A 5,477-nucleotide genomic window follows, 5' to 3' on the forward strand; every position below is an offset into this window, starting at 1 on the left:
CAGGAAATGGCGTACGACCCGGGACCCTCGCGGTCCCGGGTGCACACGCCATTTCTGAGGAGACGCCCCGGAGGGGCCACACCCCCACCCACCGGGTAGCGGCGAACCCCGCATCCCACGGGAACACCCGCACCGGTCCCCGTCCTGCGCACATGCTCTGGAACTCCTCAAATCGCGGGACGTCCTCCCGCTGGGGGCGGTATACACGTTTCCCCAGGAATCGAGTGAACGCAGGGGTGAGGCAGTGGAATTGGATCTGGCGGCACTGACGGGCCAGGCCGCGTCGACGGTGGTCAACGGCATGGCGACGGCCGGGTGGCAGCGGGCGCAGCAGGCGATGGGCGAGCTGTGGCGCCGGGTGTATCCGGAGCGGGCCGAGACGGTGGTGGCCGAGCTGGGCGAGGCGCGCACCGAGGTGCTCGCGGCGCGGCGGGACGGGGACGACGAGGCCGAGCGGGAACTCGTCCTCGAATGGCAGCGCCGGCTGCGGCGGCTTCTGGTCGCCAACCCGGAGATGGTGACCGAGCTGCAGCGGATGATCGACGGTCTGCGGCCTGCCGGGAGTGAGGACGCCCCTCGGGTCAACAAGGTCACCATGACGGCGACAGCTTCGAAGAACTCCCACATCACCATGTCCGGGCGGGACATCAACATCACCAAGGGGTGATCGTTTGAGCTACTCCGGAGGGGACCCGGACGACTACGACTACGGCGACGGCGGCGACGGCCTCCGCGACGGCGGGACCCGGATCAACGCGCGTGCGGACGGCCGGTCCCGGATCACGGTCGCAGGCCGCGACATCACCAGCACCTACTTCGTCAGTGCCTCGTCGGCGGCGCTCGCCGCCCTCGTGGGTCTCGTCCTTCTTCTCGGCATGTGGCACCCGTGGCAGGAGGCGGCGTCGGTCGGCGAGGGGAAGCCATCGAACGGTTCGACGCTCTCCGCCACGCCCACGTCGTACAGGGAGCCGCCGTCGGGCGGCGAGACCTACAGGGAGCCCCAGGGGCAGGAAACGTCCGCATCCCCCACCCCCAGCGACAGCCCCACCCCGACCCCGACCCCCACGCCGACTCCCGATCCGCCGGACCCGGTCGACGTGGCGTTCGCATCGGCTCAGGTCGGCACCTGCCTCAACGTGTTCGACGACGGCTGGGGGCGCCTGAACCACGACCGGCCGACCGCGGTCGACTGCGGTGCGAACTTCGCCTTCTCGAAGGTGACCATGGTGGCGACGTCCACCGCCGGCTGCCCCCAGGGGGGAGGCCAGCAGGGCTGGGGTCACGTGAACGACGACGGATCCTCGATCGCGTTGTGCCTGGACCGTGTGTTCGTGGTGGGACAGTGCTTCCCCGCGACACTGACCAAACAGGCCGACGGGTCCCTCCGGGGCACCGGGCGCCTGTTCAGCGTCTGGGGCTGCGACCAGACGAAGGTGCCGCGCGGCCAGAACGCGATCATGGCGATCACGGCAGTGGTGAGCGGGGGCGGCTGCCCTCAGCGGAGCGACCGCCAGACGCTGTCCTGGCAGATCTTCAACGGCGCGCGCAAGGTCTGCGCCGTTCAGATGAAGAGCTGAGGCGCCCCGGACCCCGGGGCGGCGTGCACGCCCCGGGAGGGGCGTGCACGGGGCCCTGTCACGACGTCTGGTCGTCCGCCAGCTCCGCCACGCCCGTGATCCGGTGCAACGGGTACGTGCGGACCTCGTCCGCCGTGTGGTCGTACGCCGTCACGTAGCCGCCCTCGACGCGGACCGGGGCGATCACCCGCTGGCTGGCCGCGCCCTCCGCGTTGACGTAGCCGATCCAGATCGCGGAGCCCGTCATCGCCGCGGCCTGCACGGTGACGAGGGTCTCGGCGGAGGTCGTCCGGGGCAGCGCGCCCGCCGGGGACGAGGAGGAGGCGGGGCCGGTGTCCTTGTGGACGACCGTCGCGGCCGTGTCCCCGGCCCGGATCGCCCGGACCGCCGCGCCCAGCAGCGTGGGATCGGGGACGGGCGGGCCCTCCGGTACGGGGGCGGGGGCCGTGCGGGGCGGCGTGCGGCGGGCACCGGCGCGGGTGATCAGTACGTCGCCGTCGGCGGACTCCGCGGCGGGCGCGTACCCCATCTCGCGCAGGCCGTCGAGGAGGGACGCCGGGTCGATCTGGGCTGCCAGGGCCGTCGGAGCGAGCCGGCGCAGCCGCAGGGTCGCGGAGCGCTTGTCTGCGAGGATCTCGTTGAGGACGGCCTCGTCGTCGCAGCGGACGTACGAGGAGGCGGCGCCGATCCGCAGATGGCCGTGGCGGCGGGCCACGTCGTCGATGAGGTAGCTGAGCGGCTGCGGCACCGGGGTGCGGCTGTGCGCGGCGAGGAAGGCGTGCAGGTCGGCGGCGGACTGCCCGGCGTCCAGGGCGCGGCGTACGGAGCCGGGCGTGAAGCGGTAGACCGTCGCACCGCCCTTCGACTCGATGTCGGCGAGGACGCCGAGCATGTCCGCGAGGGGGCGTTCCAGGGGGCCGGGGGCGACGGCCGTGAGGTCGGCCTGGAGCAGGACGTGGTCGAGGGGTTCCGGGATGAGCGGGGCGAGCCGGGCGGCGGCCCCGGCGGGCCCGCCGGAGAGCAGGACGCGGGTCTGCGAGGCGAGGGCGCCGCGGCCGGTGATGCCGAGGAGCTCCGACTCGTTCAGCGTCCACAGGGCGATCCGGGACCGCAGGTCGGTGGTGTCCCCGGCCGAGGCGGAGGCGCCGCGCAGCGGGCGTTCCCAGCGGAGCCGGGCGAGTACGGTCTCGGGGTCCGGGGCGGTGCCGGGCGGCAGCGCGGCGAGCAGGGCCAGGACCCGGTGGCGGACCTCGGGCGCGGCGGAGCGGTCCAGGTCGGGGCCGAGCGCGGACAGAGCGCGGCCCTTGGCATCCTGTCCGCCGACCAGTCCCGGGGTGCGGGTGGCGGCGAGCCAGGCGGAGGCGAGCTCCACCCAGCGGTCCTGGGCGGACAGTTCCGTCCAGTCGTCGTATGCGGGAGTCGGCGCGTACCGTTCGTCCGCCTCGCCGTCGGAGGCCAGCAGTCCGGCCGCGTAGGCGAGTTCGATCCAGAACGCGGCGACAGGTTCCGAGACGTCAAGGGCGGTGGCGGTCTTCTTCAGCTCGCGGACGCTGAGGCCGCCGGCCCGCAGTATGGCGGGGCCGCCGCCGTTCCAGCTCTTCAGCAGCTCCTCGACCGTGGACACGGCCAGGAACGCCTGGCCCGCCGCCGCACTGTCCACAGCCTGTGGATCGCGTTCGGCGACGGCGACGACGGCGGGCGGCTGCGGCTCGGGCACGCGGTGGGCGCGCCCGGCCCGCAGATGCAGCGCGGCCTCGCGCGGCAGCACGACGGTGCGGGTCGACACGGGCAGCAGGAGCCCGCGGTCGCGCAGCCACTTCACGGGCGGGGTGGGGTTCGGGGTCACCTCGCCGTACGGCGGGCCCCAGACCAGCCGGTCCAGCACCGACAGTGCCTCCACCGGGGCGGTGTCGAGGAGTTCGCCCATCCGGGCGCGGTCGGTGAACAGCGCGGACAGGGCGCTCACCGCGGAGACCGGGTCATGGGTGGCGGGCAGCCCCGCCGCCGTCAGGATCTCCTGCAGCCGGCCCGGCGACATGCCGGCGGTGGCCTCGGCGACGGTCGGCCCGAGACCGGTGGGGGATGGGTGCTGGGGGGACGGCGACAGCAGTTCGCGGGCGGTGCGCACCAGGCGCAGCCGGTCGTTCTCCCCCCAGACGAGGGCCTGTTCGCGCAGGGTGGCGAGGGCGCCGGGCAGTGCGGCCACGATCGCGGCGCCCGCGTCGTCCCGGTGCTCCCCGTCGTCCCGGCCGTCGCCCGTGAGCAGGCAGAGCAGGGTGTCGTACTGCGCCGGGTCGGGTGCGACGGCCAGCGCCTCGGCGGTCTGCAGGGCGAAACGGTCGAGGTGCTCCAGGGCGCGGACGACGGAGGCACGGGTGCCGGCGCGCGTCGCGAGCTGGGTGATGTCGCCGGGCACGGGGGTGAGGAGATCCGGCCGGGCACGCAGCAGCCCGGCCAGTGACTCGTCGTCCCGGGCGCGCAGAGCCTCGGCGAGCGTCCGCGGTGGTGTGGTCATCCCCATCCGTCCCACGGTAGTCGCTCCGGACAGGCCCGAGGGCGCTACCGTCGGTGCAGGGCGTAGAGGGGAACCATCGCGTGGGGATCGAGAGCGACCAGCTGGTCTATGACTACCTGAGCCGGGTCGGCGACCTGGCGCAGCAACAACAGCTGTCCTCGGGCGACCGGATGAGGCTCGTTTCGGGGCTGCGGGGCGAGATCGACCGGCAGCGTGTGGCGCAGGCGGCGGACACGCCCGGGGCGGTGCGACGCATCATCGGGAAGCTCGGCACCCCCGACGAACTGGTCGCGGCGGCGGCCTCGTCGGCCGGGGGGGCACCGCCGTTCCCGCAGGAGCCCGACCCGGGCGATGCGCGGGAGGCGGGCATCCCGCGTCCCCGCCGGGCGAGGCTCCGGAAAGACAGTTCACGCAAGGGCGCGTCGGAGGTGCGGGGAGAGTCCTCGCGGACGGCACCCGTGCCGTCCCCGTCCCCGCCGCACCGGGCGGGTTCGGACGAACTCGGCGCGTCCGAGGACGACACGGACTGGTGGAGCGTCGCTCCGGGCCGGTTCGGTGACGTGGACGAGTTCGGCGCGGGAACCGACGTGCCGGGCTTCCGGGGCGGGGTGGAGATCCCGGCCGTGCTGAGGCCGCCGGTGCCGGACGAGGACGAGGACGAGGACGACGGCGCGTTCGAGGAGTCCACGGACGACGAGGAGTACGAGGACGACGGGGAGGCCGAGGAGCCGCGCCGCCGAAGGCGGCTGCCGCGGCTGCGCCGGCGCCGCGACCGCGAGAACGCCGCTTCCCGCGGCTTCGCGCACCCGCTGCTCCTGCTGGCCGCGCTGCTGCTGGTGGCCGGTGCGGTGCTGGACACCCCGCAGGCGCTGCTTGCCCTGGCGGGCGGCTGGGGGCTCGCGTACGGCACGCGCACGCTGTCGCGGGCGCAGGCGAAGTGGGCGGTGATGGGGCTGCCCGGGGCCGTCGCGGCGGCCGCCCTCGTCTGGCTGTGGGGCCGGATGGACGGCCGGTGGGGCGCGCCCATCGGGGAGGGGCTGATGGGGCCCGCGATCGGCGAGACGTGGCCGTGGGTGGTGCGGGGTGCGGCCGTGGCCTCCGCGCTCTACCTGGTGTGGCGCGCGCGGGGCCCTCGGCCGGGCGGGCGGTGAGGTTGCGGGGCCCTTGGGCGGGCGGCTGCGTGTCGGTTGCGGGGCCCTGGGGCGGGCGGCTGCGTGTCGGTTGCCCCTTTCCGGGGTGCGGGGTTCCGTCCTCGATCGCCGGACGGGCTCGATGTGGTGCGGCTCCTCCGCGGGGTTCGCCGCTACCCGGTGGGTGGGGGTGGTGCCCCTCCGGGGCGTCTCCTCAGAAATGGCGTGTGCACCCGGGACCGCGAGGGTCCCGGG

The 5,477-nt window shown here is 74.6% G+C and carries 4 protein-coding genes; 3 read left to right on the forward strand and 1 reads right to left on the reverse strand.

Translation table 11 applies throughout. From position 1 onward, the window contains the following. Nucleotides 1-244 precede the first annotated feature (244 nt). Entirely contained in the window at nt 245-667 is a 423-nt protein-coding gene (locus tag ABT025_RS39165) for a hypothetical protein (RefSeq protein WP_351003585.1), read from the forward strand. Nucleotides 668-671: 4 nt separating this feature from the next. Beyond that, nucleotides 672-1,577 (forward strand): hypothetical protein, encoded by a 906-nt coding sequence (locus tag ABT025_RS39170; RefSeq protein ID WP_351003586.1) that lies wholly within the window; start codon nt 672-674, stop codon nt 1,575-1,577. Between the two features lie 58 nt (nt 1,578-1,635). On the opposite strand, the gene ABT025_RS39175 is transcribed toward ABT025_RS39170, so the two are convergent. Beyond that, on the reverse strand, nt 1,636-4,098 hold the full coding sequence (locus ABT025_RS39175; RefSeq protein ID WP_351003587.1) for a helicase-associated domain-containing protein: 2,463 nt from the start codon (nt 4,096-4,098) through the stop codon (nt 1,636-1,638). Nucleotides 4,099-4,172: 74 nt separating this feature from the next. Here ABT025_RS39175 and ABT025_RS39180 point away from each other — a divergent pair, with 74 nt between their 5' ends. Then, nucleotides 4,173-5,243 (forward strand): hypothetical protein, encoded by a 1,071-nt coding sequence (locus ABT025_RS39180; protein WP_351003589.1) that lies wholly within the window; start codon nt 4,173-4,175, stop codon nt 5,241-5,243. Nucleotides 5,244-5,477: the final 234 nt, after the last annotated feature.

The organism is Streptomyces sp. NPDC002809 (assembly GCF_040295435.1).
Lineage (GTDB): Bacteria > Actinomycetota > Actinomycetes > Streptomycetales > Streptomycetaceae > Streptomyces.